The 25,969-nt window shown below is 65.1% G+C and carries 27 protein-coding genes and 2 tRNA genes; 23 read left to right on the top strand and 6 right to left on the bottom strand.

Annotation, left to right across the window (positions count from 1 at the left end; all coding sequences use genetic code 11):
- Positions 1-62 precede the first annotated feature (62 nt).
- The 8 genes from ACQR1B_RS10490 (at position 63) to ACQR1B_RS10455 (ending at position 8,653) form a co-directional block, all read left to right on the top strand.
- Complete coding sequence (locus tag ACQR1B_RS10490; RefSeq protein WP_434831008.1) at positions 63-476, top strand: DUF2000 family protein; 414 nt, start codon at positions 63-65, stop codon at positions 474-476.
- Positions 477-610: 134 nt separating this feature from the next.
- Positions 611-1,636 (top strand): alcohol dehydrogenase AdhP, encoded by a 1,026-nt coding sequence (gene adhP, locus ACQR1B_RS10485; RefSeq protein WP_434831009.1) that lies wholly within the window; start codon positions 611-613, stop codon positions 1,634-1,636.
- Positions 1,637-1,944: 308 nt separating this feature from the next.
- The gene (locus tag ACQR1B_RS10480) at positions 1,945-2,607 is read left to right on the top strand and encodes a TetR/AcrR family transcriptional regulator (RefSeq protein ID WP_434831208.1); all 663 of its coding nucleotides are present in this window, start codon (positions 1,945-1,947) and stop codon (positions 2,605-2,607) included.
- Positions 2,604-3,380, top strand: coding sequence for an HlyD family secretion protein (locus ACQR1B_RS10475; RefSeq protein ID WP_434831010.1), 777 nt, complete (start codon positions 2,604-2,606; stop codon positions 3,378-3,380). The genes ACQR1B_RS10480 and ACQR1B_RS10475 overlap by 4 nt, the downstream gene beginning before the upstream one ends.
- Complete coding sequence (locus ACQR1B_RS10470) at positions 3,377-4,315, top strand: ABC transporter ATP-binding protein (protein WP_434831011.1); 939 nt, start codon at positions 3,377-3,379, stop codon at positions 4,313-4,315. Before ACQR1B_RS10475 ends, ACQR1B_RS10470 begins: the two co-directional genes overlap by 4 nt.
- A gap of 12 nt (positions 4,316-4,327) precedes the next feature.
- Positions 4,328-5,485: an ABC transporter permease gene (locus ACQR1B_RS10465; protein ID WP_434831012.1), complete on the top strand. Its 1,158-nt coding sequence runs from the start codon at positions 4,328-4,330 to the stop codon at positions 5,483-5,485.
- 36 nt (positions 5,486-5,521) lie between these two features.
- Complete coding sequence (locus ACQR1B_RS10460) at positions 5,522-6,832, top strand: adenylate/guanylate cyclase domain-containing protein (protein WP_434831013.1); 1,311 nt, start codon at positions 5,522-5,524, stop codon at positions 6,830-6,832.
- A gap of 135 nt (positions 6,833-6,967) precedes the next feature.
- Complete coding sequence (locus tag ACQR1B_RS10455) at positions 6,968-8,653, top strand: tannase/feruloyl esterase family alpha/beta hydrolase (RefSeq protein WP_434831014.1); 1,686 nt, start codon at positions 6,968-6,970, stop codon at positions 8,651-8,653.
- A 4-nt stretch (positions 8,654-8,657) separates the two neighbouring features.
- On the opposite strand, the gene ACQR1B_RS10450 is transcribed toward ACQR1B_RS10455, so the two are convergent.
- Together ACQR1B_RS10450 and ACQR1B_RS10445 are read right to left on the bottom strand one after the other, a co-directional pair.
- The gene (locus ACQR1B_RS10450; RefSeq protein WP_434831015.1) at positions 8,658-9,119 is read right to left on the bottom strand and encodes a DUF488 domain-containing protein; all 462 of its coding nucleotides are present in this window, start codon (positions 9,117-9,119) and stop codon (positions 8,658-8,660) included.
- An 11-nt stretch (positions 9,120-9,130) separates the two neighbouring features.
- Positions 9,131-9,955 carry a DUF72 domain-containing protein gene (locus tag ACQR1B_RS10445; protein WP_434831016.1) on the bottom strand — a complete coding sequence of 275 codons (825 nt, stop codon included), beginning with the start codon at positions 9,953-9,955 and terminating at the stop codon, positions 9,131-9,133.
- Positions 9,956-10,111: 156 nt separating this feature from the next.
- On the opposite strand from ACQR1B_RS10445, the gene ACQR1B_RS10440 reads away from it, so the two are divergent.
- The 13 genes from ACQR1B_RS10440 to lepB all read left to right on the top strand — a co-directional run bounded on the left by ACQR1B_RS10440 (position 10,112) and on the right by lepB (position 21,720).
- The gene (locus ACQR1B_RS10440) at positions 10,112-10,312 is read left to right on the top strand and encodes a hypothetical protein (protein ID WP_434831017.1); all 201 of its coding nucleotides are present in this window, start codon (positions 10,112-10,114) and stop codon (positions 10,310-10,312) included.
- A gap of 267 nt (positions 10,313-10,579) precedes the next feature.
- On the top strand, positions 10,580-11,713 hold the full coding sequence (locus ACQR1B_RS10435; protein ID WP_434831018.1) for a glycosyltransferase family 2 protein: 1,134 nt from the start codon (positions 10,580-10,582) through the stop codon (positions 11,711-11,713).
- A complete protein-coding gene (locus ACQR1B_RS10430) occupies positions 11,710-13,227 on the top strand; it encodes a glycosyltransferase family 39 protein (RefSeq protein ID WP_434831019.1) in 1,518 nt (505 codons plus the stop codon). Before ACQR1B_RS10435 ends, ACQR1B_RS10430 begins: the two co-directional genes overlap by 4 nt.
- A 281-nt stretch (positions 13,228-13,508) precedes the next feature.
- Positions 13,509-14,708, top strand: a complete 1,200-nt coding sequence (locus ACQR1B_RS10425; protein ID WP_434831020.1) for a tlde1 domain-containing protein — start codon at positions 13,509-13,511, stop codon at positions 14,706-14,708.
- Between the two features lie 621 nt (positions 14,709-15,329).
- Complete coding sequence (locus tag ACQR1B_RS10420; protein WP_434831021.1) at positions 15,330-15,491, top strand: hypothetical protein; 162 nt, start codon at positions 15,330-15,332, stop codon at positions 15,489-15,491.
- Positions 15,492-15,860: 369 nt separating this feature from the next.
- Entirely contained in the window at positions 15,861-16,049 is a 189-nt protein-coding gene (locus tag ACQR1B_RS10415) for a hypothetical protein (RefSeq protein ID WP_434831022.1), read from the top strand.
- 7 nt (positions 16,050-16,056) lie between these two features.
- Positions 16,057-16,131, top strand: a tRNA-Asp gene (locus ACQR1B_RS10410).
- Positions 16,132-16,173: 42 nt separating this feature from the next.
- Positions 16,174-16,710, top strand: coding sequence for an HNH endonuclease (locus tag ACQR1B_RS10405; RefSeq protein WP_434831023.1), 537 nt, complete (start codon positions 16,174-16,176; stop codon positions 16,708-16,710).
- A gap of 375 nt (positions 16,711-17,085) precedes the next feature.
- A tRNA-Ser gene (locus tag ACQR1B_RS10400) sits at positions 17,086-17,150 on the top strand.
- Between the two features lie 382 nt (positions 17,151-17,532).
- On the top strand, positions 17,533-18,684 hold the full coding sequence (locus ACQR1B_RS10395; RefSeq protein WP_434831024.1) for a slipin family protein: 1,152 nt from the start codon (positions 17,533-17,535) through the stop codon (positions 18,682-18,684).
- A 52-nt stretch (positions 18,685-18,736) separates the two neighbouring features.
- Positions 18,737-19,309 (top strand): 2OG-Fe(II) oxygenase, encoded by a 573-nt coding sequence (locus ACQR1B_RS10390; RefSeq protein ID WP_434831025.1) that lies wholly within the window; start codon positions 18,737-18,739, stop codon positions 19,307-19,309.
- Between the two features lie 205 nt (positions 19,310-19,514).
- A complete protein-coding gene (locus ACQR1B_RS10385) occupies positions 19,515-20,858 on the top strand; it encodes an RtcB family protein (protein ID WP_434831026.1) in 1,344 nt (447 codons plus the stop codon).
- A 79-nt stretch (positions 20,859-20,937) separates the two neighbouring features.
- On the top strand, positions 20,938-21,720 hold the full coding sequence (gene lepB / locus ACQR1B_RS10380) for a signal peptidase I (protein WP_434831027.1): 783 nt from the start codon (positions 20,938-20,940) through the stop codon (positions 21,718-21,720).
- 133 nt (positions 21,721-21,853) lie between these two features.
- Here lepB and ACQR1B_RS10375 read toward each other — a convergent pair whose 3' ends face one another.
- The 4 genes from ACQR1B_RS10375 to groES form a co-directional block, all read right to left on the bottom strand.
- A complete protein-coding gene (locus tag ACQR1B_RS10375) occupies positions 21,854-22,138 on the bottom strand; it encodes a HigA family addiction module antitoxin (protein ID WP_434831028.1) in 285 nt (94 codons plus the stop codon).
- Between the two features lie 11 nt (positions 22,139-22,149).
- On the bottom strand, positions 22,150-22,431 hold the full coding sequence (locus tag ACQR1B_RS10370) for a type II toxin-antitoxin system RelE/ParE family toxin (protein WP_434831029.1): 282 nt from the start codon (positions 22,429-22,431) through the stop codon (positions 22,150-22,152).
- Between the two features lie 102 nt (positions 22,432-22,533).
- Positions 22,534-24,174 (bottom strand): chaperonin GroEL, encoded by a 1,641-nt coding sequence (gene groL, locus ACQR1B_RS10365; protein ID WP_434831030.1) that lies wholly within the window; start codon positions 24,172-24,174, stop codon positions 22,534-22,536.
- A gap of 91 nt (positions 24,175-24,265) precedes the next feature.
- A complete protein-coding gene (gene groES, locus ACQR1B_RS10360) occupies positions 24,266-24,583 on the bottom strand; it encodes a co-chaperone GroES (RefSeq protein ID WP_434831031.1) in 318 nt (105 codons plus the stop codon).
- Positions 24,584-24,961: 378 nt separating this feature from the next.
- Here groES and ACQR1B_RS10355 point away from each other — a divergent pair, with 378 nt between their 5' ends.
- Both ACQR1B_RS10355 and ACQR1B_RS10350 read left to right on the top strand, forming a co-directional pair.
- On the top strand, positions 24,962-25,246 hold the full coding sequence (locus ACQR1B_RS10355; protein ID WP_434831032.1) for an usg protein: 285 nt from the start codon (positions 24,962-24,964) through the stop codon (positions 25,244-25,246).
- A 109-nt stretch (positions 25,247-25,355) separates the two neighbouring features.
- Positions 25,356-25,961 carry a cupin domain-containing protein gene (locus tag ACQR1B_RS10350; RefSeq protein ID WP_434831033.1) on the top strand — a complete coding sequence of 202 codons (606 nt, stop codon included), beginning with the start codon at positions 25,356-25,358 and terminating at the stop codon, positions 25,959-25,961.
- Positions 25,962-25,969 lie beyond the last annotated feature (8 nt).

Raw genomic sequence — 25,969 nt, 5'->3', positions numbered from 1 at the left:
GCTTCACGCCCGGGATGGCTCAGCTATTCTGGGCGTTCGCTTGTTTGGAACATGGACGTGACATGCAATTCGACACCAAGATCGCGCTGATCATCCGCAACGATCTCGAAGCCTGGCAGAAGCTGAACGTATCCGCCTTCCTCGCCAGCGGCATTGCCGCTGCGTTTCCCGAGTGTATCGGTGTGCCCTACGAGGACGGCTCAGCGACGATCTATCACGCGCTGATCGGTCAGCCGATCCTGATCTACGGCGCGCCGGATCGCGCGGCGATGGCCCGCGCCCTCGATCGTGCGCTGGCGCGCGGCGTGAAGCCGGCGCTCTACACCGAGGACATGTTCAAGACGACGCATGACGAAGCCAATCGCGCGGCGGTGAAGGCTGTCGTGCGCGCCGATCTCAATCTGGTGGGCCTGGCGTGTCGTGCCGAGCGCAAGGTGATCGACAAGATCGTCGATGGCCTGAAGTTTCACGCGTGATTGTCGAAACAAGACATCGGCACTGTCATGAAACTGTTACATGCTGCTCAAACCTGCGGCAGCGATGTTTGACACCGATCAAGATCGAGATATCCGGCCTTCGTTAGTTTGCGCCCGACATGAGGAGCAGACAGATGCAGACCATGAAAGCCGCCATCGTCAAAGCCTTCGGCAAGCCGCTCGTCATCGAAGACGTGCCCGTTCCAACGCCCGGTCCGGGCGAGCTGCTGGTGAAGCTGAAGGCCTGCGGCGTGTGCCACACCGATCTTCACGCTGCCTCCGGGGACTGGCCGGTGAAGCCAGTGCCGCCGTTCATTCCCGGCCATGAGGCGGCTGGCATCGTTGCGGCGCTCGGATCCGGCGTCACCGACTTCAAGGTCGGCGATGCCGTCGGCGTGGCGTGGCTGCACGACGCCTGTCTGCGCTGCGAATATTGCGAGACCGGCTGGGAGACCCTGTGCGAGCACCAGCACAACACGGGCTACAGCGTGAACGGCGGCTTCGCCGAATATGTGATTGCGTCTGCAGCCTTCGCTGCGCGGCTGCCGGCCAACGTGAACTTCGCCAAGATCGCGCCGATCCTGTGCGCCGGCGTCACGACCTACAAGGGACTGAAGGAGACCGATGCGCGGCCCGGCCAATGGGTCGTGATCTTCGGGGTCGGCGGCCTCGGTCATGTCGCGATCCAGTATGCGAAGGCGATGGGTCTGAAGGCGATCGGTGTCGACATCGCCGACGACAAGCTGAAGCTCGCGCTGGAGGCAGGCGCCGTGCATGCCGTCAACGCGCTCGACAAGGATGCGGTCGAGCGCGTCATGGAGATCACCGGGGGCGGGGCCCATGGCGTGCTGGTCACGGCGGTGTCGACGCCGGCCTTTGCGCAGGCGCTCAAGATGGTCCGCCGCAAGGGGACGGTTAGTCTGGTCGGCCTGCCGCCCGGCGAATTCCCGACGCCGATTTTCGACGTCGTGCTGAAGCGCATCACCGTGCGCGGCTCGATCGTCGGCACCAGGCGCGACCTCGACGAGGCCATCGCCTTTGCCGCCGAAGGCAAGGTCGGCGCCGAGATCACCACGGCGCCGCTGTCGGAGATCAACACCATCTTCGACCGCATGAAGGCCGGCAAGATCGACGGCCGAATGGTGCTCGACTTCACCTGAGCAGAGAACGCGACGGCGCGCGGGCTGCGATTGGAGACCCCGCTCTTTCCGCGCGTCATTCCGGGGCGCGCGTAAGCGCGAGCCCGGAATCCATAGCCACGAACCGGAGTGTGGCGCCGGATGGCTGTGGCGCTTGTCTTCGCCACACGACATGTCGTGGTTATGGATTCCGGGCTCGTCGCTTCGCGCCGCCCCGGAATGACGGCGGCGAGGTCTGCGGACAAGGCGGCCGCCCGCTGGCGGTGCGCGTCCAAGCAAGCGCCTGGAGTAGCTTGACAATGACTGACCAGTCAGTCATTGATGTTTTCATGTCCCAGACCTCACCATCGAACAAGCCTAAGCCGCGGACGGCGGGCCCCGCGGCTGTTTCGCGCCGGGCCGATCGCGCGGCCGAGCGCCGCGCGGCGATCGTGCAGGCGGCGATGGACGAGTTCATCGCCCGCGGCTTTGCCGCAACCCGCCTCGACGACATCGCCAAGCGCGCGGGCGTCGCCAAGGGCACGATCTATCTGCACTTCAAGGACAAGGAATCGATGTTCGAGGAATTGATCCGGACCGCGATCGTGCCCTTCGTCAGCCGCCTTGCGACGCCGCCGCCGATGAATGGCTCCGTGCGGGACATGGCCGAGGCGCTGGCGCGGATGTTCCTGCAGGAGGTCGCCGGCACGCGGCGCGGCGATCTCGTGCGTCTCATCATTGCCGAGGGTCCACGCTTTCCGGCGATTGCCGATTTCTACTACCGCGAGGTCGTCTCCCGCGGTCTTGCCGCCATGCGCGGTCTGATCCAGCTCGCGATTGCCAGAGGCGAGATCCGCGAGCCCGCACTCGCGCAGTTTCCGCAATTGCTGATCGCGCCGATGATGGTGGCGGTGATCTGGAAGAGCCTGTTCGAGCGCCATGCGCCGCTCGACGCGGAAGCGATGCTGCAAACCCATCTCGATCTGATCTTTGGCGCAAGGAGGCCGACATGAGCCTGCTGCACTGCCTCGCCGTGCTGGTCACGGCCTTCACCTTCGACGGCTGCAGGGACACGCGCGATCCCGGCTATCAGGGGTGGGTCGAGGCCGACATGATCTTCGTCAGCCCGGACGAGGCCGGACGCATCACCAGGCTCAACATCCGCGAAGGCGACGAGGTCAAGGTCGGCGATTCTCTCTACTCGGTCGACGACGATCTGCAGCAGGCCGACCTCAACCAGACCAAGGCCACGCTTGCCAATGCGCAGCAGACCTACGATCGTGCCGCGGCGCTGAGCAAGACGGGAGCGGGGACGCAGGCGACGCTGGATTCTGCAGTGTCCGCCCTCCGCATCGCGGAGGCGCATGTCGTGACCTCGCAGACGAGGCTCGCCCGGCGCAAGGGCGTGGCGCCGGTCGCCGGCACCATCCAGCAGATCTACTTCCGCGAAGGCGAGATGGTGGCGGCACAGCGGCCGGTGCTGTCGATCATGCCGCCCGGCAACATGAAGCTGCGCTTCTATGTGCCGGAGGCGGATCTGCCGAAATTCACGGTCGGCGACGAGGTGCGCGTCACCTGCGACAATTGCGCCGCCGACCTCACCGCTCGGGTGTATTTCCTGGCGACCTCGGCCGAATACACCCCGCCGGTCATCTACAGCCTCGATGAGCGCAACAAGCTCGTCTACCTGATCCAGGCGCGGCCCTCGCGTCCCGACGCATTGCGCGTCGGCCAGCCCGTCAGCATCTATCCGAATCCGAAAACTCCGGTGGCAGACAAGCAATGACCGCGGCGGGACCGGCCGAGATCGCGATCGCCGTCAAGGGGCTGAGCAAGTCCTTCGCCGGCCGTGAGGTCGTGCATGATCTGTCGATGCAGGTGAAACGCGGGTCGATCTACGGTTTTCTCGGCCCGAACGGCTCCGGCAAGACCACCACGATCCGCATGCTGTGCGGGTTGCTGACGCCCGACAGCGGGGAGGGCACCTGCCTCGGCTTCGACATCCGCCGCGATGCCGACAAGATCAAGCGCCGTGTGGGCTACATGACGCAGCGATTCAGCCTGTATCAGGATCTTTCGGTGCGCGAGAATCTCGAATTCGTCGCGCGGCTCTACGGCATGCCCGATCCGCGCCGGGCCGCGCGCGACATGGTGCGGCGCCTTGGTCTCTCCGGCCGCGAGCGCCAGCTCGCCGGCGAATTGTCGGGCGGCTGGAAGCAGCGGCTGGCGCTCGGCGCCTGCACCTTGCCCAACCCGCAATTGCTGCTGCTCGACGAGCCGACCGCGGGCGTCGACCCGAAGGCGCGGCGCGATTTCTGGAACGAGATCCATGCGCTCGCCGGCGAGGGGCTGACCGTGCTGGTCTCGACCCACTACATGGATGAGGCCGAGCGCTGTCACGAGATCGCCTACATCGCCTATGGCCATCTGCTGGCGCACGGCACGGTCTCCGAGGTGATCGCGCAGTCCGCACTCACCACATACACGGTCAGCGGCGATGATCTGCGCGAACTCACGGCCTCGCTTGTCGGCAGACCCGGGGTCGACATGGTGGCGCCGTTTGGCACCAGCCTGCACGTCTCCGGCCGCGACCGCGCCGCGCTGGACGCCGCGATCGCGCCCTGGCGCGACGAGGCCGGGCTGCATTGGCGGCCCGCCGCGCCATCGCTCGAGGACGTCTTCATCGACCTGATGAACCGCTCCAAGGATAATTTTCAATAAGGACCATTTCCCATGAGCGACGCGGTCCTTCCTCACAGCTCCTCCGAGCCGCGCTTCGGCTTCTGGCGCCGCACCTACGCCATGCTGATCAAGGAGTTCATCCAGCTCAAGCGCGACCGGGTGTCGTTCGCGATGATCGTGATGATCCCGGTGATGCAGCTGATGCTGTTCGGCTACGCCATCAACACTACGCCGCATCATCTGCCGGCGGCGGTGCTGCTGCAGGAGGACAGCGATCTCGGCCGCTCGATCCTGAAGGCGATGGAGAACACCGCCTATTTCCGCTTCACCCGCGAGGTCAATAGCGTCGCCGAATTCGACGACCTCCTGCTGTCGGGCAGAGTCCTGTTCGGCGTCGAGATCCCGCGCGGCTTCGAGCGTGCCGTCCGCCGCGGCGATCGCCCGGCGCTGCTGGTGGCCGCCGACGCCACCGATCCGGTGGCGGCATCCTCGGCGCTGTCGTCGCTCGGCATGATCGTGCAGACCGCGCTCGCGCATGATCTCTACACCGGCAATCCCGTCACGACGCCGTTCGAGATCCGGGCTCACGCCCGCTACAATCCGGCCGCGTCGTCGCGGCTCAACATCGTGCCGGGCCTGGTCGGCACGATCCTGACCATGACGATGCTGATCTTCACCGCGCTCTCCGTCACGCGCGAGATCGAGCGAGGCACCATGGAGAGCCTGCTGTCGATGCCGATCAAGCCGGTCGAGGTCATGCTCGGCAAGATCATTCCCTACGTGCTGGTCGGCTTCCTGCAGGCCGCGATCATCATCGGCATCGGCGTGCTGTTGTTCGGCGTGCCGATCATGGGCAGCCTCACGCTTTTGGCGCTGCTGTCGACGCTGTTCATCGCGACCAACCTGTCGATCGGCTACACGTTCTCGACCTTGGCGCAGAACCAGCTGCAGGCGATGCAGCTGTCGATGATGTTCTTCCTGCCGAGCATCCTGCTGTCCGGATTCATGTTCCCGTTTCTCGGCATGCCGCAATGGGCGCAGATCCTCGGCGAATGCCTGCCGCTGACGCACTACCTGCGAATCGTCCGTGCCATCATGCTCAAGGGTTCGACGCTGCCGAATCTGCAGCACGACACCATCGTCCTGTTCGGCCTCATGATGTTCGCGATGACGGTCGCCGTGTTTCGCTTCCGCCGCACCCTTGATTGAGGCACAATGGCGGTGGGGCAAGGATGCGGCTGAGGAATGACGCAGATCGCTGAGGCACAAGCGAGCGAGCCGGCGGGCGCGTCGGTCGAATTCCAGCGGGCGCTGATGCGTCAGACGCTGAGCACCGAGCTCTTGCGTGTGAAGGCATTGCTCGCCACGTCGGCGCTGTTCTTGGCTATCTCGCTCGTGGTCGAGATTGTCGCGCCGCAAATCTCGCAGTGGATCTGGCCGAGCCGCAGCCAGATTTTCTACGTCTACGCAGCCATCGCGGCGTTCATCGGCTTCGAAGTCCTGGTGATGTTCAGGATCAAGGGGAACATGCGCCATGGGCGAGACGTGCCGGTTCTCTGGCGGTATGTGAGCGCGCTGGTCGAGACCTCGCTTCCGACCTTCGTGCTGGTGCTGCAGATCGAGGGTATCGGATCCGAAAGGGCGCTCGGCTTCGGTGCGCCGCTGGCCTATTTCATCTTCATCATTCTCTCGACACTGCGGCTCGATTTCTGGCTGTCGAGCTTCACCGGCCTCGTGGCCGCGGCCGAATTGCTCACCGTGGCTCTGATCCACCGCCCATCGATCGACGTCAGCCAGAATCCGGAGATCTACTATCACGGCGAGCGCAGCTTCATCGTCCTGCTGTGCGGCCTGCTCGCCGGAGCGGTGAGCGTGCAGCTCCGCCGCCAATTCGCCGCGAGCATCGAGGCCGCATCGGCCCGCGACCGCGTCACGGACCTGTTCGGCCAGCATGTTTCGCCACAGGTCGTCGAGCGGTTGATGAAGGAGGGCACGGCGGAGCCGCGGGACATCCGGGAGGTCGCCGTGATGTTCGTCGATTTCCGCGGCTTCACCGCGGCGGCACGGTCGAAGGCGCCGCAGGAGGTCGTGGATCGTCTCGATGGTGCATTTGCCGTGCTGGTCGAAATCCTCGAGCGCCATGGCGGGATCGTCAACAAGTTCCTCGGCGACGGCTTCCTGGCGCTGTTCGGCGCGCCGTTCGAATCGCGCGATGCGGCCCTGCACGCGGTCGCCGCGGCGCGCGAGATGGTGGCCGCCATGGAGCAGGTGAATGCTGCGTCGTCCTGGCCGTTGCGGATCGGGATCGGTCTTCATGTCGGCGAGGTCGTGGCGGGTAGCATCGGCTCGCCGCGCCGCAAGGAATACACCGTCATCGGCGACACCGTGAACTTCGCCTCCCGGCTCGAGGCGCTGAACAAGGAGTTCAATTCGCACCTGTTGATCTCGAGCGAGGTGCGACAGGCGGTCGGCGACGGGGCGCGCGACGCCGTCTTTCATGGCGAGGTGTCGGTGCGCGGCTACGAGCGGCGGTTCGAGGTGTGGCAATTGCATTAGAGCCGTTGGCGGTAGAATCGTTTGCGGTAGCGCCGTTCGTTCATGCTGGCGCGCATGGCTCGCGGTCGGCGATTTACAATGCACGGAGCCGGCGTTTAACTGCGGGCCAACGAACAGCAACATCAGGGGGAACACATGATCCGAGCCAGAGCGTCGTTTGTGGCCGCAGTTGGCTTCGTCTGCGCGGCCGCCGCAGGGCCAGCGCGGGCCGAAGATGCAGCCTGCAGCAAGGTCACCGCCGAGGTGCTGAAGGTTCCGGGACTGGCGCTGACGGGCTCGAAGCTGCAGGACGCCGCCGACGGGCTGCCCCGACATTGCATCCTCTCCGGCAAGGTCAATGAGCGCACCGGCGTCGACGGCCGGGCCTATGCGATCCAGTTCGAGATCCGCCTGCCGGAGACCTGGAATGGCCGCTTCCTGCACCAGGTGAACGGCGGCAATGATGGCGTCGTGGTTCCGGCGCTCGGCGACAAGGCCGATGGTCTCGTCAGCGGCGGCATCACGCCGCTCGCGCGCGGCTTCGCGGTGCTTTCGTCCGACAGCGGCCATTCCGGCAACGATCCCGCCAACAAGCCCCGCGGCCTTGCGGCCGGATCGGCCTTCGGGCTGGATCCTCAGGCGCGGCGCGACTACGGCTATGCTGCCGACATCACCCTGGCGCCGATCGCCAAAGCGATCATTTCGGCGCATTACGGCAAGGCGCCCGACTACTCCTACATCGCCGGCTGCTCCAACGGCGGACGTCACACCATGGTCGCGGCCGAGCGGATGCCCGATCGGTATGACGGCTTCCTGGTCGGCAATCCCGGCTTCAACCTGCCGCGCGCCGCCGTGCAGCACGCCTGGGACGTGCAGGCGCTGACCAGGGCCGACGCCGACATCCGCAAGTCGATCACGCGCGAGGATGCCAAGCTGATCTCGTCCAAGGTCACCGAAATCTGCGACGGGCTCGACGGTGCCAGGGACGGGCTGACGGCGAACCTGAAGGTCTGCCAGAAGACGTTCAGCTTCGACGACCTGCGCTGTGCATCGGGCGAGAGCAAGGCCTGCCTGCCGGCGGCCAAGGTCGACGCGCTGAAGGCGATCTTCGCGGGCCCGCACAATTCCAAGGGCGAGCCGCTCTACTCGGATTGGCCGGTCGATGCCGGCGTCGGCACCGGCAACTGGCGCGCCTGGAAGGTCGAGAGCCCGGTCGCGCCCTGGAACAATCTTCCCATCATCGCGACCATGGGGGGCGCCTCGCTGAACTACATCTTCTCCACGCCGCCGGTGGAAGTCGAAGGCGCTCCCGACAAGCTGGTCGAGAAGCTGCAGGCCTACGACTTCGACAAGGACGCGCCGAAGATCTACGCCAAGGACGGCCCATTCACGGAGTCCGCGATGGACTTCATGACGCCGCCCGCGGTCGACGATCCGACTCTGCCGGCGTTTCAGAGCGGCGCCCGCAAGATGCTGATCTATCACGGCCAGGCCGATCCGGTGTTCTCGATCAACGACACCATCCGCTGGTACGAGAAGCTGAATGCCAACGTGCAGGGCAAGGCCGACAGCTTCGTGCGCCTGTTCGCGCTGCCGGGTGAGACCCATTGCGGCGGCGGCGTCACCTTGGAGAAGTTCGATGCGCTGGACGCGCTGATGGACTGGGTCGAGAAGGGCAAAGCGCCGGAGACGATCACGGCATCGGTGAATGCCGCCAACAAGGAGCTGCCGTCGACCTGGAGCGCGCAGCGGACGCGGCCGCTGTGCCCGTGGCCGAAATTCGCCAAATATGTCAGCGGCGACATCGAGCAGGCGTCATCCTTTGCCTGCGCCGCGGAGTGACGCTTCAAGTCTGTGGCGCGACCAGGTTCTGCACCTTGACCTGGTCGCGTGTCTCGATGATCTCCGCGATCCACTGCCGGTGGCAATGGGCGTGGTCGCGCTCGTAGCAGAGCAGGCAGACGGGGCCCGCACTCTTCACCAGCGACGCCAGTTCGTCCATCTGCTCCTTCGCCTGTGGTGTCTTGAGGTGCGCGTCGTAGATCTTGTGCAGCGTGTCGTAATGGCCGCTGCGCGCGGCTTCGCGGCCTTCCTTCGGCGTGCCGAGCCCGCGCAGATGGACATAGCCGATGCCCCGCTCGTCGAGCCCTGCGGCGAGCTGGCTCTTGGAGAAGCCCGGCCGTCGCGACGCCGCCACCGCGCGCACGTCGACCAGCAGCTTGACGCCCGCCGACTGCAACTCGTCCAGCACCGCCTTGGCCGGCGTCTGCTCGTAGCCGATCGTGAACAGCGTCCTGGCTTTGGCCATCGTCACGCTCCTCAGCTCACCCGCTCGATCAATTCCATCGCGCCGGCCGGCGCCCGCACCTTGCCCTCGTGGATGACATAGGCGAACACGTCGCGCGGCGTCTTCTTCGGCGCCTTGTCGTCGACCCGTGGCAGGTCGTCCGGCGCGCCACCGCCGGCCCACAGTTGCAGGCGCTTGGCCCAGGCGTCGAGCTGCTTCGGCGGATAGCAGGTCGCGAGCTCGTCATTGCCCTTCTGCAGCCGGGCATAGACAAAGTCGCCCACCACATCGGCGATCGCCGGATATTTGCCGTGCTCGGCGAACACGACTGGCGTTGCGAATTCGCGCAGCAGTGCGACAAAGCCGGGGACGCAAAAACTGTCGTGGCGAACCTCGACGACGTGGCGCAGCTTGCGGCCGTCGAGCTCGCGCGGCAGCAGCTCCAGGAACTTGCCGAAATCGGCCTCGTCGAACTTCTTGGTCGGCGCGAACTGCCACAGCACGGGCCCGAGCCGGTCGCCGAGCTCGAGCACGCCGGTGTCGTAGAAGCGCTTCACGGAGTCGCCGGCCTCGGCGAGCACGCGGCGGTTGGTCGCGAAGCGCGGGCCCTTCAGCGAGAAGATGAAGCCGTCGGGCACCTCGCGCGCCCATTTGCGAAAGCTCTCCGGCTTCTGCGAGCCGTAATAGGTGCCGTTGATCTCGATCGAGGTCAGCTTCGAGGCGGCGTAGGCGAGCTCCTTCGCCTGCGGCAGCTTGTCCGGATAGAACACGCCGCGCCACGGCGCGAAGGTCCAGCCGCCGATGCCGATGTAGATGTGGCCCAGGGATTGCGCGGCGCGTGCAGGGGCTTTGCTCACGGATCGGTTCCGATGCTGATGGTCAGGGGGTGTCGAGATACGGACGATAGTCAACCCTGCAGCCTCTGGCCAGTTCGGCGCTGTGGTGCGGCCGCTCTTCCAGCGATCCGGCGGCTGGTGTATCCAGGGAACGGGCCGGGAAGGGGAGATGTGGCAATGAGAGCGGAATCGGTCGGCGGCGTGCTGGGCGCGATCGTCGCTGCCGCCGTGCTGGCGGCGGCCTTCTACTACGTTCCCGTCGGGCCGATGGCCCGGCCAATGCAGCCGGCCAAGGTCGAGGTGCCGCCGACGCAGGTGCAGACGGTTCCGGTGGCCCCCGCCGTGCGCGGACCCGTCGTGCGCGAGGTGCCGAACTAGGTGGAATCCGGGACGTCCTTGCATTCCGGTGAGGGCACCCCATCTAGGTGAGGACGGTGACGTCGAGCTTAAGGGCTCCGGCACCGAGACGACCACGGCAGAGCGGTTGCGCCGGATGTACGCGCGCCCTTTGTTTGTGGTCGTTGGCATTTTGGGCCCTGCTCGTTTCGAGCGGTGCGCGCCGGCACCACAGCCCGGCCTTTTTGCACCCGCACGCTGCCGTTGCGCTTGGCAGTGTGGGACGCGGCGGATATACGCATCCGCACCATGACCGACGCCATCCGAACGGCCCCTCCCGTGCCGATGCAAACCGCTGATATTCCGATCGTTTCGGTGGTCGTCCCGACCTTCAACGAGCGCGACAATGTGACCACGCTGTACCAGCGGCTGGAGGCGGCGTTCAAGGACGTGCCGTGGGAGGTCGTGTTCGTCGACGACAATTCCCCCGATGGCACCTGGCAGGTGGTGCGCGAATTGTCGCGCAACGACAACCGCGTCCGTGGCATCCGCCGCATCGGCCGCCGCGGCCTCTCCGGCGCCTGCATCGAGGGCATCCTCGCCGCCAGCGCGCCTTTTGCCGCCGTGATCGACGCGGATTTGCAGCATGACGAGACCCAGCTGCCGAAGATGCTGTCGCTGCTGCAGAGCGGTGCGGCCGAGCTCGTCGTCGGCAGCCGGTACATCGCGGGCGGCAGCGCCGCGAGCTTCGACAGCAAGCGCGCCGGGGCCAGCGCCTTCGCCACCGAGATCGCGCGCCGCGCGCTCAAGGTCGAGGTCAACGACCCCATGAGCGGCTTCTTCATGATCCGCCGCGACCGCTTCGAGCAGATCGCGCCGAAGCTGTCGACCCAGGGCTTCAAGATCCTGCTCGACATCATCGCCAGCGCCGAAGGCGGCCTGAAGACGGTCGAGGTGCCCTATACGTTCGGTTCGCGTCTGCATGGCGAGAGCAAGCTCGATTCGATGGTCGCGCTCGATTTCCTCGGCCTCGTGCTGGCCAAGATGACCAACGACGTGGTGTCGCTGCGCTTCCTGATGTTCGCCATGGTCGGCGGCCTCGGCCTGTTCGTGCATCTGGCCACGCTCTTTCTCGGTCTCAATCTGTTCGACCTGCCGTTCGCGGAAGCGCAGGCGCTCGGCGCCTTCATCGCGATGACCTCGAATTTCATTCTCAACAACTTCCTCACCTATCGCGACCAGCGGCTGAAGGGCTTTGCGATCCTGCGCGGCCTGCTCGCGTTCTATCTGGTCTGCTCGGTCGGTCTGCTCGCCAATGTCGGTGTCGCCTTCTCGGTCTACGACCAGGAGCCGATCTGGTGGTTGGCCGGCGCGGCCGGCGCGCTGATGGGCGTGGTCTGGAATTACGCGATCTCCGGATTGTTCGTCTGGCGCAAGCGATGACCTCTGCGGCTGCGGCCAACGACGCCCGGCTGGTCCGCAACGTCTGGCTGACCATCGCAGGCCTGGTCGTGCTCCGGCTGATCGCGGCTGCGGTCACGCCGATCACCTTCGACGAAGCCTATTACTGGATGTGGTCGAAGCATCTGGCCGGTGGCTATTACGACCACCCGCCGATGGTCGCGGTCGTGATCCGGCTGGGCACGCTGATCGCGGGCGACAGCGAGCTCGGCGTGCGGCTGGTCTCGATCCTGCTCGGCCTTCCCATGAGCTATGCGGTGTATCGCACGGCCGAGATCCTGTTCGGCAGCGTCCGCGTGGCGGCGATGGCAGCGCTGCTGCTGAACGTCACCCTGATGGCTGCCGTCGGCACGCTGATCGTGACGCCCGACGCGCCGCTGCTGGTGGCCTCCAGCTTCGTGCTGTTGTTCTGCGCCAAGGTCCTGGAAACGGGCAGGGGCGCCTGGTGGCTCGCCGTCGGCGCCGCGGTTGGTGCGGCATTGCTGTCGAAATACACTGCGCTGTTCTTCGGCGCGGCGATCCTGATCTGGCTCGTCGCCGTGCCGAAGCTGCGGCATTGGCTGGCCTCGCCCTGGCCGTATCTCGGCGGCCTCGTGGCGTTCGGGATCTTCTCGCCGGTGATCCTGTGGAACGCCGAGCACCAATGGGTGTCGTTCATCAAGCAGCTCGGCCGCGCCCGGGTCGAGGAGGTTCGTCCGGTCTACATCGCCGAGATCGTCCCGACGCAGTTCGCCTTTGCGACGCCCCTGGTCTTCATCCTCGGCGTGATGGGCCTGTATGGGCTGGCGCGGCGCAGGGCAGGGGATGCGGCGTCGCGCGTGCTGGTCGAGGTCATGGTCTGGGTCATCGTGGCCTATTTCGTCTGGCATTCGCTGCACGCCCGCGTCGAGGCCAACTGGTTTGCCCCGATCTATCCGGCCTTCGTCGTGGCAGCCGCGGCGGCCGCCCACCTCGTGGTCTGGCCTCCACGCGAGCAGCGCACGGCAGCGTTCTGCCTGCGCTGGGCGCTGCCTGCCGGCGTCGTGATGTTCATCGCGCTGATCGTGCAGGCCAACACCGGCTGGCTGTCGGGCTACAAGCGCGATGCCACCGTGCGCAGCGTCGGCGTCGGCTGGCGGCCGCTCGCTGCCGAGGTGGAGACAGCGCGGATTCGCGCCGGCGCCTCCTGCGTGCTCGCGATGGACTATGGGACCACCGCCTGGCTGTCGTTCTACCTGCCGCGGGGGACCTGTGTGCTGCAGCCGATCCAGCGCATCCGCTGGGTGAACTTCCCCGAGCCGGATGCTGCGCAACTCGCGGGCACGCAACTGTTCGTGGACGAGGCACAGATCGGATTGCGTTTTTACGTCAGCAATACTTTCGGTCGTGTCGAGAAGATCGGCGAGGCGCCGCGCCGGCGCGGGCCTTTGACCATCGAAAACTACGCGTTCTATGCGGTCGGCCAACCGAAGACCGAGGTCATCGATCGCAGCCCGCCGCCGGAGCTCAATCGTTAACGCGGCCTGCGCTGTTTTACGGATCTGGGCGGGGGTCCGAGGCCGGCTCTCCGGATTTTTGCGGTGCGGCTTTATTGGCCGGGACGCCGGTTTTGCCCTGTTTCTGCCCTCTTTGGCGGCAAAACAGTCCTTCATGGTTGACTTGCCCCTAATCTGCCAAAGCTTAATCAGCATTTAACTAAAAGTCGCCTTAATGAAGCTCTGTGCTTCTGCGAGATGCAAAGCGGGTGTCCGTGGCGCGTTGCGCGAGAGTTTTCGAGTATTCGTTCGGGCGTGAGTGAATGAGTAACAGTCGAACTGCGTTGGCCGCACGAAACCGCAGGAAGTCTTCCCTGACCGCGTTCTCTCACAAATTGATTGGTGGCGCGGCCATCGCATGCCTGATCGGGGGCTGCGCCGTGACGGTCTATACCAAGATCATCGCGGCCGATGCCTATCCGACCCTGGGCAGCATCGACCAGGACGAGCCCGTCGTGCGCCCGGCGCCGCGGCTTGCGACGCGCACTGCCGCCGACGCCGTGGGCGATGCCTTTTCCGCGTTCCCGGAAGCCGCGCCCGTGACGACGGTGGCGGCCATCACGCCGCAGATGTTCAACGACCGCTTCAGCGCGGCCGTGCCGCAGGGCGTCGCGTCCAACGCCGCCGCCGGTGCGCCGCCGCTGCCCCGATTCGCCGAGGCTGCTCCCAAACCCTTCGACGCCAAGCCTTTCGACACCAAGCCTTTCGACGCCAAGGGTCCCGAGACCAGGCCGGTCGAGACCGCCAAGCTCGCCGAGGCGCCGAAGAAGGATGCCCGGCCGCCGATGCAGCTGGCGCTGGCCAACACAAATTCCCGGTCGGCGGCACAGCCGCAGACCCCCACGCCGGCGCAGGCCGCCGAGGCCAATGCGCCGAAGGGCGGTTTCTCGCTGCGCGCGATGACCGAGCGTGCCAAGGCCGCGGTGCTGTCGATCGCCGGCGACCGCCATTCGATCCAGGAAAAGCTGTGGGGCAAACCGGAGAACCAGAACGGCGGGCTTCTCGCCTATGCTTCGGCTGACGCCAACATCACCGCGACGATCGCCAAGGATCCGACCGGCGGCGGCCGGCCGCCTTACGATACCAGCACGGCGGTCTACGACATCTCGGCCAAGGCCGTGTACCTGCCGGACGGCACCAAGCTCGAGGCGCATTCCGGCCTCGGCGACAATCTCGACAAGCCGAGCTCGGAGAAGATCAAGATGCGCGGCGTCACCCCGCCGCACATCTACGAACTGAAGCCGCGCGAGGCGCTGTTCCATGGCGTGCCGGCGCTGCGGCTCAATCCGATCGGCGGCGAGGACGCCATCCACGGCCGCAACGGCCTGTTGGCGCACACCTTCATGCTCGGGCCGAACGGCGACTCCAACGGCTGCGTTTCGTTCCGCGACTACTACGCCTTCCTCGATGCCTACAAGAACAAGGGCATCCGCAAGCTCGCCGTGCTCTCGCGCATCGACTGACGCGGGTAGGGGGCACGTTCTCGCTGAGGTGCCGCAGGGTGGGCAAAGGCGCGGCACAGCTCGCGCCTCACAACCCCTCTTAGTTGACGCCGTGCCCACCATCTTTCGATCGAGCTTGCTGCTTGACGGTGGGCACGCTGGCGCCTTCGGCGGCCGCTTTGCCGACCCTACGAGTTCTTTACCCTGCAGACGCGACATCGCAGTCCCGCGGCGGATGACGCCCGAGTCTTGCTGACGACATCGCCCTCGAAAATCGTGAGAGGGCGCGGGGAATGCCGGGTGAGGGCCTCACCCATGGCCCGCCTGCAACAAGAAAGCAGGCGGCAGTCACCACAGGTTCAGCCGCATCATCCGGCATTCCCCGCGCGATGGATTTACGGCTTATACGTGGTCTCCCTGGCGCGCCGGGCTTGTTGGCCACCATCGGTCGGAGCACTCGTCTCTCTCGACCTTGATACCAGCATCGGGGTATCAGGACATCACGACTTCACCGTGCGCATCACCTCGTTCGTCGGCATGGCCTTGAGGCCACGCTGCCAGGCGACACGCCCACCGCATCCCGCCCTCCACGTTCGTGACGATCGCGAAGCGCCCCTCTCATCAGGACGGGACGGGGCATAAATGGCACGATTTCTGATTTTTGGAAACAAGAAAGTTTGCGGGGCGCAGGGTGAGAAGCGCGATCTCATTGACCGTGTTCGAGAAATGAGTTTTTCCGCGCACCCGTTTTCATCGCGCAACCGTGCAGTGGCGGGATCGCAGCGCGCGAAATGGCGCAACTGATTTGCCCGCCGGGCGGCCTCGTCGTTGCAAATTTACCGCGCTGCAAGCGGCTGCGCCGTGCTCACCTCGTGATGCGGCCTTGACGGCTTCGGAAAATTCTGCGCATAGCTCTGCCCCATCGAAGCGGACCGCCGATGTTCGGCGCTTTTCTTGAGGACTACGACCGTGTTGAGCCAACGCTCACATCTCGCGAACGCCGCCGCCAACGAACGACCGTTTACCTGGTCGCGCGATTGGGCAGGCATGGGCGACGCCTGTCAGGGTCCTGATGATCTCGTTCTGTCCCTGGCGAAACCAGTCCGCGACATTCCAGCACGAGCATAGCCGGCGGCGGGAACCCACCCTCCGCAACTGATAGCGGAGGGTCTGATGACCCGCACCATCAATCCAGACTCCCAGATATGTGATCACGCGCGGGCACTGTCCTCGCCGGTGGCGCTTGCCTTCGTGCGTATCGCGATGGCGTGCCGCGGCGTCAGCGAGGCTGCGGCGCGGCAGATCTATCTCGACTACATCAATGGCGTTCGGCCGGAGCATGCTCCGGCTGCTTGCGACTGATCACGCGGCCCATGCCCCCATCTGGTGAAGGGACCGGATTGTCGATCCGGCAAGGCGAGTTCGATTCTCGTCATGGGCGCCAAGATCGTTGATTGGATCATCAATTGAGAAGAGGAGGTCGACGATGTCAGCAACAAGTCCGGCGCTCGTTCTCAACGCCGATTTCCAGCCGTTGAGCTACTTCCCGCTGTCGGTCTTCGATTGGCAGGACGCGATCAGGGCCGTGGTCGGCGGGTCTCACGTCGTCGTTGCGGAGTACGATCAGATCGTGCGCAGCCCGAGTGTCACGATGCGGCTGCCTTCCGTCATCGCGCTGCGCGCCGATGTCAGGCCGGCGACGCGGGTCGCGTTCACGCGGTTCAACGTCTTCCTGCGCGATCGCTTTCGCTGTCAGTACTGCGGTAGCCAATATCTGCACGGCGAGCTGACCTTCGATCACGTCGTGCCGCGCGCCGATGGCGGCGAGACGTCGTGGACCAACATCGTCGCGGCCTGCAGCCCCTGCAACGCGCGCAAGGACCGGCGTTACCTCAAGCCGCGGCGGCCGCCGTTCGAGCCGACGCGGCATGAACTGATGGCCGCGCAGCGCCTGTTTCCGCCAAGGTTTCTGCACGAGACCTGGCAGGACTATCTGTACTGGGACGTGGAGCTGGAGCGCTGACGAGTGGCTCGTCGCCCGGATGAGCCCGCGCCGTCGCCGACAGGCGGCGGCGTGGGCGACATCCGGGGCCTCACGAGCTGCGCGCGTGAACCCGGATGTCGCTGCGCTCATCCGGGCGCGCCATCTTCATTCTCACGTGCGGGACTGATTGAACGAGATGAAGCGAACTACAAACTAACACTTGCGCATCTCTGCAGACTGCTCTATGTGCAGCATCCTTCGCTTCGGACATGAGCTCGGGCTCGCTGAGATCCCGACTGGTGCGCGCCGGTTTCCGGTGGCGTATTCCGCTGAAGTGAAGATGCGCGTCGAAGCTCATGGTGAGCATCGGGTAAGGGCCCGAGTGCATCGGTTCGAATCCGATCGGCGAACAAAGGATAGCTCAGTGGGTAGAGCAGATGACCAGAAATCATCGTGTCGCGGGTTCGACTCCCGCTCCAGCGCTTCGGTTTAGCCTCGAAAGCTAATCACCTCTGAAGAGGACCGGACGCGCGCTTCAGTCGCGGTCCGGCCGTTTTGCCTGAGATAACTTCAAGGGCATCTCGACCTGATCAAGACACTGCAGAACCGGCTCTGTGCCGCGGTGGATACCGCGTCGCGTGCAGTCGGGACGGCTTGCGCATCATCACGTTCGCCTGGGCGGGCGTGAGGGGCGCATGCGCCCGGTGGCGTGCGACGCTCAAGCCGCGGTCCGCTCGGTTCATGCAGGAAGCGCCGTCCGGTCCTCACGTCCTTTGAATTTCAAACTGCTGCGGGCATGGGCCGGCAGCCAACAAGGCAGGGCCCGGCTAATGGCCGGACCGTGCGCGACAGGAGAGTGTCATGAGCTGGCACGTGATGATGAAGACGCAGACGGTGGCGGATGGCGAGCGGGCGCTGGTGTGGCGTGACGGCCAGCTCGTGCGCGTGCTCGGTTCCGGCCGTCATGCGCTGCTCGATCCGTTGCACCGGCTGACGGTGCAGGTGTTCGACGTGGTCAAGGCTGAATACCCGGGGGAGCGCTACGCGGTGCTGAAGGCTGCGCGGCCCGATCTCGCCGCCGAACTGTTCGAGGCGGTCGAGACCGGCGCGGATGAGATCGCGATCGTCAGCCTCGATGGCCGGCCTGTGCATCTGCTCACGCCGTGGCAGACCCGAATCTACTGGAAGGTGGCGACGAGGATCGAGGTCGAGCGCATCGACATCGCCGATGACGTGCGCGTGAGCGCGCGGCACCTGGCGATGATCGAGCGCAACCGGCCGAGCATTGCGACCGAAGTCGTGGTCGAGAACCACGAGGCTGGTCTGCTCCATGTCGACGGCCGGCTCACGGAGCGGCTCGCGCCGGGCCGGCATGCGTTCTGGGTGGTCGGCCGCAAGATCGAGGTCAAGCGGCTGGACCTACGGCCCACCGCGCTCGAGATCACGGCGCAGGAGATGCTGACCAAGGATCGCATCGCGCTGCGCGTCACCTTGACGGCGTTCCGGCGGATCGTCGATGCGGAGGCGGCAGTCGCGACCACGCCGGACGTGGACGCGTGGCTTTACCGGCTGGTGCAGTTCGCGATCCGGGAGGCGGTGGCGTCGCGCACGCTCGACGAGGTGTTGGCGGCGAAGGCGTCGCTCGACGCCGAGCTGCGCGACTATGTGCGCGCGCGGCTCGATGGCTCTGGTGTCGAAGTGACGGAGCTCGGCGTGAAGGACGTGATCCTGCCCGGCGAGATCCGCGACCTCGTCAACAAGGTGGTGGAGGCGGAGCGGCTGGCCAAGGCCAACCTGATCCGCCGCCAGGAGGAGACTGCGGCGACGCGCTCGCTCCTCAACACCGCCAAGCTGATGGAGGACAACCCGCTGCTGCTGCGGCTCAAGGAGCTGGAGTCGCTGGAGCGCCTGGTCGAAAAGGTCGGCCGCATCGACCTGCACGCCGGCGACGGCGCCGGCCTCGATGCGCTGCTGACACGGCTGGTGCGGCTGAAGGCGCCGGATGCGGCGTAACGGACAGGGGAGGCCGCCCACGGGCGGCTCCCATTCTCATGGAGTACGAGAGATGACCGAGATCACCTGGCGTGCCGACAACATCGAGACGATCGCGAACTTCTTCTCTGCTGCGGAGTGCGAGGAGTACATCCGCTTGGGCGAAATGATCGGGTTCGAGGAAGCGACCCTGTTTGCGCCGCGCGGCGTGAGGGATGCCCGCAACAACGACCGCGTCATCGTCGACGATACCCAGCGTGCGCAGACGCTCTATGAGCGGCTCGCGGTCCACCTCGCGCCATCGTTTCAGCATCGCTGGCAGCCGGTCGGGCTCAACGAGCGGCTGCGGCTTTATCGCTATGACATCGGACAAAAGTTCGAATGGCATCGCGACGGCCATTTCGAACGCGACAACGGCGAGCGTAGCCAGTTCACCTTCATGGTCTATCTGAACGACGACTTCGAAGGTGGCGCGACCTCGTTCTGCGACGACACCGGACTGATGCCGGATGGTCCGTTGCGCATCATACCGGAGAAGGGAATGGCACTGTTATTCCACCATCCCATCATGCATCGGGGTGATCCCGTGACGAAGGGGCGCAAATACGTGCTGCGGACCGACGTGATGTATCGGCGAACCACGTAGCCCGCATGAGCGAAGCGATATGCGGCTTTACCGAGACGGTTCGTGAGACCCGGATGTCGCCTCCGCCTGCGCCCTGACGGGCCCTGGCGTCCGTTCATCCGGGTTACCAAAGCGTGGGTCGAGCGCACCAGCACGGGTAGCTCCGCGAATGAACGCGGATGCCGCCGGACGCAACCAACTGTTCTGACCGAATGTGAGACGGACCATGATCGACGGAAACACCCTCATCGCCTGGGGCTTCAAGCCGGGCCGCTGGTTCAAACAGGGATTGGCAACCGCAAACGAGATGCGTGCCGCGGGCGCGGATGACGACGCGATCTTCGCGGCGCTGCAGGCCCTGCAGCCGGCGGAGACCCTGATGCGCACCAATGGCGTGCCGTTCGCGATGCTGATCGATGTGGACAACGAGCTGGAGCGCGCCAATGTCGCGGCGGTCGCGCAGCACATGGATGCCCTGATGCGGGTGCCGACCATCGTGGCCGGCGCCGTGATGCCGGACGCCTGCCCGTCGGGGACGGCGCTTGGCACCATCCCGGTCGGTGGCGTGGTTGCTTGCGAGGACGCGATCCATCCGGGCTTTCATTCCTCCGACATCTGCTGCTCGGTGTCGGTGACGGTGTTCGCGCGCAAAGACGATCCCAAGCGCATTCTTGATGCGGTTCACGCCGTGACCCATTTCGGTCCCGGCGGCCGCGACCGGCTGCATCAGCCGCCCGACGAGGTGATGGCGGGCTTCGAGGCCAATCCTTTCTTGAAGGGGCTCGAGCGCTTCGCGATCGGCCACTTCGCCACGCAGGGAGACGGCAATCACTTCGCCTATGTCGGCCACCTTAGATCGACCGGGCAGGTGGCGCTGGTGACGCATCACGGCTCGCGCGGCTTCGGTGCCCAGCTTTACAAGCGCGGCATGGCCGTGGCGAAGAGGCACACCGCGATCCATGCGCCGAAGGTCCCGGAGCACAGCGCCTGGATCAAGGCGTCGAGCGACGACGGTCGCGCCTATTGGGAGGCGTTGCAGGTGGCTAGGTTGTGGACCAGGGCCAACCATCATGCGATCCACGATCTCGCCGCGGCGAAGCTCGGCAACGCCATCGCGGACCGGTTCTGGAACGAGCACAATTTCGTCTTCCAGAAGAGCGATGGCCTGTTCTACCACGGCAAGGGCGCGACGCCGAACTGGTCCGGCTTCTCGGCCGATGATGACGGACGCACCATCGTGCCGCTCAACATGGCCGAGCCGGTGCTGATCCTGAAGCACCGCGACAACAAAGATGCGCTCGGCTTCGCACCGCACGGCGCCGGTCGCAATCTCGGGCGGAAAGCCTTTCTGCGCGAGAATCGTCCTGAGCTGCCTGACGGCATTGACGCGCGCTTCTATTGCGGCAAGCCCGATCTATCGGAGCTGCCGCAGGCCTACAAGAACGCGGCGTCCGTGCGGTCGCAGATCGCGCGCTACCGGCTCGGAGAGGTCATCGACGAGGTGATCCCTTACGGCTCGATCATGGCCGGTGACTGGGAAGCCGACGCGCCGTGGCGGAAGAGGCGGTAAGCGTGTCGGCGCGTCGCGCGGGATTGCGTGGGAGACGTCGCTCGGCCATTCTCTGGCTCTGACGGACATGGGGGATGTCGTGACGAGTGTGGACGCCGGAGAGTTCAGGCCAAGGCGCGAGCCGTGGTGGGCGATTGCAAGCATCTTCGTTGCCGGCTTCGTGGCTCTGTGCCTGCTTCTGGCTTCGCCGCTGCTGATCCGTGCCTTTCTGTACCAGCCGTTCAATAGTCCGTCCGGCTCGATGAAGCCGACTTTGCTGGTGGGTGACTACTTCTATGTGTCGAAATATGCCTACGGCTATAGCCGCTTCAGCTGGCCGTTGTCGTGGCCGGCCACATTGCCGCCGTCGGCGCGCATCTGGGGCGCGACGCCTGCGCGCGGCGACGTCGTCGCGTTCGTCGTGCCGAAGGACAATGCCACCGTCTACGTCAAGCGCGTGGTCGGACTCCCCGGCGATCGCGTGCAGATGAAGGACGGCATGCTCTCCATCAACGACATCGCCGTCGCGCGCGAGCGGATGGAAGATCTGACGGGGGAATCTGCCTGTGGCGGCGATGCGCGCGAGCGCGTGAAGCGCTGGCGCGAGAGCTTGCCGAACGGGGGCAGCTACGAGACATTGGACTGCGTCGACCACGGCTTCCTCGACAATACCAATGTCTTCGTGGTGCCGCCCGGCCGCCTGTTCATGCTCGGCGACAACCGCGACAACTCGACCGACAGCCGGATGTTGTCACAGGTTGGCTATGTGCCGATCGAGAACGTCATCGGGCGTGTCGCGATGATCTTCTTCTCGCTCGCAGGCACCGACACCAGCAGGCCGGGGCGAGTCCGGTTCGAGCGGATCGGGATGAGGGTGAAGTAGGGTAGACGCTGTCGCTCGCATGAGCAAAGCGCCATGTGGGGATCATCGCAGCAGTTCGTGAGATTCCGGATCTCGCTCCCGCCTGTGCCTTCGGCATAGCTCATCAGGGCTACGCCGCCTAAGCGGCAATGGTTCAAGCCGCGTCGCGCGGCACGATCTTCTTGTAGTTCTGTGTCTGCTCCGCCTTGGAAAGATCGTGGGCGGTTTGCAGGTTCATCCAGAAGCGCGGGTCGGTGCCGAAGTAGCGGCCGAGCCGGAGCGCGGTATCGGCCGTGACATCGCGGGTGCCGCGCATGATCTCGGTGAGGCGGTTGGGCGGAACATCCAGTATCTTCGCGAGAGCACGCGCGGACAGGCCGAGAGGAAGGAGGAATTCCTCGCGGAGCACTTCGCCGGGATGGGTGCGCAGGCGGGGCATCATCGTCTCCGTCAGTGATAGTCTATGATTTCCACCAGCGCCGGCCCCTCTGGTGTCCATTCAAAGCAGATCCGCCATTGCTGGTTGATCCTGATGGAATGCTGACCCTGGCGATCGCCTTTCAGCGCCTCCAGTCGATTGCCCGGCGGGGACCGCAAATCGTCCAGACGGACGGCAGCGTCCACCATGTCGAGTTTCCGCAAAGCGATGGTCTCGAAGCTCCGCCACCGTGCTGGACAGACATGGTCGCGGAACAGCCGCTCGGTGGCCCTGTCGGCGAAGCTGCGGATCATGCGTCATCATGTGATACGTTACGCGTAACAGTCAAGCTGGCGTCCATAGAAAAAGGGCGCAGCCTGCGCTGCGCCCTGGTGTCTTCGCAAGTAGGCTGGGACTTAGAAGTCCATGCCGCCCATGCCGCCGCCCGGAGGCATTGCGGGGCCGCCGGCGTTCTTCTTCGGCAGCTCGGCGACCATGGCTTCGGTCGTGATCAGCAGCGCGGCCACGGAGGCGGCGTTCTGGATCGCGGCGCGAACCACCTTGGTCGGGTCGATGATGCCCTTGGAGACCAGGTTCACGTACTCGCCGGTCTGGCTGTCGAAGCCATAGGCGTACTGGTCCTTCTCCAGGATCTTGCCGACGATGACCGAGCCGTCCTCGCCTGCGTTGATCGCAATCTGGCGGGCCGGGGCGGAGAGCGCCTTGCGGACGATCTCGATGCCGGTCTTCTGGTCGTCGTTCTTGGTGCGCAGGCCCTTGAGCTGCTCGGAAGCCCGGAGCAGGGCGACGCCGCCGCCCGGCAGGATGCCTTCCTCGACGGCCGCACGGGTCGCATGCATCGCGTCATCCACGCGATCCTTGCGCTCCTTGACCTCGACCTCGGTCGCGCCGCCGACGCGGATCACCGCGACGCCGCCGGCGAGCTTGGCCAGACGCTCCTGCAGCTTCTCACGGTCGTAGTCCGAGGTGGTCTCCTCGATCTGCGCCTTGATCTGCTGAACGCGCGCCTCGATGTCGGCCTTCTTGCCGGCGCCGTTGACGATCGTGGTGTTCTCCTTGTCGATCATCACCTTCTTGGCGCGGCCGAGCATGGAGAGGTTGACGTTCTCAAGCTTGATGCCGAGGTCTTCCGAGATCGCCTGGCCGCCGGTCAGGATCGCGATGTCCTGCAGCATGGCCTTGCGGCGGTCGCCGAAGCCCGGCGCCTTGACGGCAGCGACCTTCAGGCCGCCACGCAGACGGTTCACGACGAGCGTGGCCAGGGCCTCGCCCTCGACGTCCTCGGCGACGATCACCAGCGGCTTGCCGGTCTGCACCACGGCCTCGAGCAGCGGCAGCAGCTCGTTCAGCGACGACAGCTTCTTCTCGTTGATGAGGATGTAGGCGTCGTCCATCTCAACGCGCATCTTGTCGGCGTTGGTGACGAAGTACGGCGAGATGTAGCCGCGATCGAACTGCATGCCCTCGACGACGTCGAGCTCGGTCTCGAGCGACTTGGCTTCCTCGACGGTGATGACGCCCTCGTTGCCGACCTTCTTCATGGCGTCGGCGAGGAACTTGCCGATCTCGGAGTCGCCGTTGGCGGAGATGGTGCCGACCTGGGCGATCTCGTCGTTCGACGTGACCTTCTTGGAGTTCTTGACGAGATCGGCGACGACCGCCTCGACCGCGAGGTCGATGCCGCGCTTCAGATCCATCGGGTTCATGCCGGCGGCAACCGCCTTGGCGCCCTCGCGCACGATGGCCTGGGCCAGCACGGTCGCGGTGGTGGTGCCGTCGCCGGCCGCGTCAGCGGACTTCGAGGCGACTTCGCGCACCATCTGCGCGCCCATGTTCTCGAACTTGTCGTCGAGCTCGATCTCCTTGGCGACGGTGACGCCGTCCTTGGTGATGCGCGGCGCGCCGAACGACTTGTCGAGGACGACGTTGCGGCCCTTCGGACCGAGCGTGACCTTCACGGCATTGGCGAGAATGTCCACGCCGCGCAGCATGCGGTCGCGGGCTTCGACGCCGAACTTTACGTCTTTTGCTGACATGTTGGGTTTCCCTGAGTTGAACTATTCGTCTCCCTCTCGGCAGGGCGCCCGCAGGCGCTCCTCGAGGGGTGAGCGTCGAGCGGGTTGCGGCTTAGGCGGCAGCCTTCTTCTTCGTCGCGATGTCGGTGAGCACACCCATGATGTCGCTCTCCTTCATGATCAGCAGCTCCTGGCCGTCGATCTTGACTTCGGTGCCCGACCACTTGCCGAACAGCACGCGATCGCCGACCTGGACGTCGAGCGGGACCAGCTTGCCGCTCTCGTCGCGGGCGCCGGGGCCCACCGCGATCACTTCGCCCTGCGAGGGCTTTTCCTTGGCCGAGTCGGGGATGATGATGCCGCCAGCGGTCTTCTCTTCGGCGTCGATGCGCTTGACCACGACGCGGTCGTGAAGCGGACGGAAAGCCATACAGTCCTCCTAAGCTATTGAAGCGATTGTCAGTTTCTGGAGATTTGGCAGTCGGTGCCGGCGAGTGCCAGCACGCGCGCTGGATTTAGGGGAGAGTTGGGGGGCGGGCAAGGCCTTATAGCAGAAAAATTAGCAGTCACCCGCGGGCTCTGCCAAACCGTTGCGACAGCGTTAACGGCGTCGGAACGAACCGCGAAACCCCGTAGTAGCACCCGGGCTAAGTCGCTGCTAATGCAGCATATTTCAACAAGCCGTTAAACATTTAAGCTTGAGATGAGTTGAGGACATGCGTCACATTTCGAGGGGTGAGCGCATCGTTGCCGGGTGGCTCCATCCCGGTTGGCCACGCGGACATGCGCTCCAGAAACGGAGGTTGGCATGGGTTCGAAGGTTGAGGTTTCCGAGGACTTTCGGAAACAGGTGTTGGGTTATGGCCTGACGACGGCACGGATCCTGTACCGGATGCCGGATCATCCCTCGCTGCTGCAGACCTATGTCTGGCAGAACTACGACCTGTTTCCGAAATTCCCCAAGCTGCAGGACTTTCTCGCCTTCTGGCAGCAGCAGCTGGAGGGACCGCTCTTCGCCGTCACGGTGGCGCATTCCAAGCTGATCAAGCCGGCCGAGCTGCGCGCCGTCGACGGCGTGTTCCAGCTGCATTGAGCTGAAGCGTCCGTAGTCCGGATGAACGACTGCGACATCCGGCCGACGACGTGAGCAACGATCTGGTCTGTGCTACTCTCTGCGTCGGGAAAAACGTAGGGAGAGCACGATGGCCACCAAGAGCCGCAAATCGAAATCCGCATTGCGTGCCGCCGCCAAGGCAGCGCCGCGCAGGAGCAGCAAGACGCTTGCTACGGTCAGCGCCAAGCCGATCGACAAGGCCGCAGGGAAAAGGGCCGCGAAGCCGGGCCGGGCGGCTGCACCGTCGGCGCGCAAGGCGCTCGCCAGTGCGGCGCGCCCAATGCCGGCGCCGCGACGGCCGAAGCAGAAAATCGCGATCAGCCATTTCAGCGAGGAGGACTTCAAGGCCGACGGCCTGCGCACCTATGCGCAGTACCGAGACCTCGGCATTGCCGAGGCCACCCATGGGCTGGCCCGCGCGCACGTCATCCGCATGCTGCCGCCGTGCAATCCGCAGGAGGTCTCCAAGCTGCACACCCACGCCGTCGATTTCCAGATGGTCTATGTGCTGAAAGGCTGGGTGAAGAGCTATCTCGAAGGCGTCGGCGAGACGTTGATGACCGAGGGCAGCTGCTGGACCCAGCCGCCGAAGATCCGGCACATGATCCTCGACTATTCCGACGATGTCGAGCTGCTGGAGGTGATCCTGCCGGCGGATTTCAAGACGGTCGAAATCGTGGCCGACAACAACTAGACATCGAT

This window comes from Bradyrhizobium oligotrophicum (assembly GCF_051168495.1).
GTDB lineage: Bacteria > Pseudomonadota > Alphaproteobacteria > Rhizobiales > Xanthobacteraceae > Bradyrhizobium > Bradyrhizobium oligotrophicum_A.
Note: the sequence above shows the minus strand (reverse complement) of the source record. Positions and strands in the feature narration are given on the sequence as shown.